Annotated in this window: 2 protein-coding genes; both read right to left on the bottom strand. The window is 38.1% G+C overall.

Going from position 1 to position 501, the window contains the following annotated elements; all coding sequences use genetic code 11:
* The coding region (locus tag AC3G7N_RS22890; protein ID WP_489424382.1) for a hypothetical protein at positions 1–222 on the bottom strand (222 nt) is incomplete at its 3' end.
* Between the two features lie 93 nt (positions 223–315).
* A partial coding sequence (locus AC3G7N_RS22885; RefSeq protein WP_489424381.1) for a GNAT family N-acetyltransferase occupies positions 316–501 on the bottom strand: 186 nt, incomplete at its 5' end.

Here is a 501-nt window from a genome sequence, read left to right as displayed (position 1 = left end):
AAGGTCCTTTCCTTCCGTTTTAATTCCTAACTCCTTCGCCTGCATCATGATTAAGGCCTTATGTTTATAGATCCCGGTATTTTCTCGATTCTTGTACTTAATCATGCCGCTGTCCGGCCCATATTTGTCCGCATGATCTTCGTCAACTGTTGCAAATACGGCGGGTGTGCAGACTACCAGTGTTAACACCAGTGTTAACACGATAAATAAAGTTTTTTTCATGTTGTAAACTTCCTTCCTGATGTAAGTATACTAATTTCTAGTACATAGCTTTTCCCAAATCCAGCAATTAAATGATACAAAATTTTATGGTATTTAAGCTTTAAGGGATCCCTTATATTCCTCCTTCATCATTGAATACACAACCGTATCATGATAATTTTCCCCGTCAAAATCCGTTTGCCTTAGAACTCCCTCTTTCATAAATCCATAGTTCCTTAAAAGCTTTTCTGAGCCCATGTTTCCCGCAAAAATATCGCCAACAATCCGATTTAATCCAAG

This window comes from Virgibacillus carmonensis (assembly GCF_057836705.1).
Note: the sequence above shows the minus strand (reverse complement) of the source record. Positions and strands in the feature narration are given on the sequence as shown.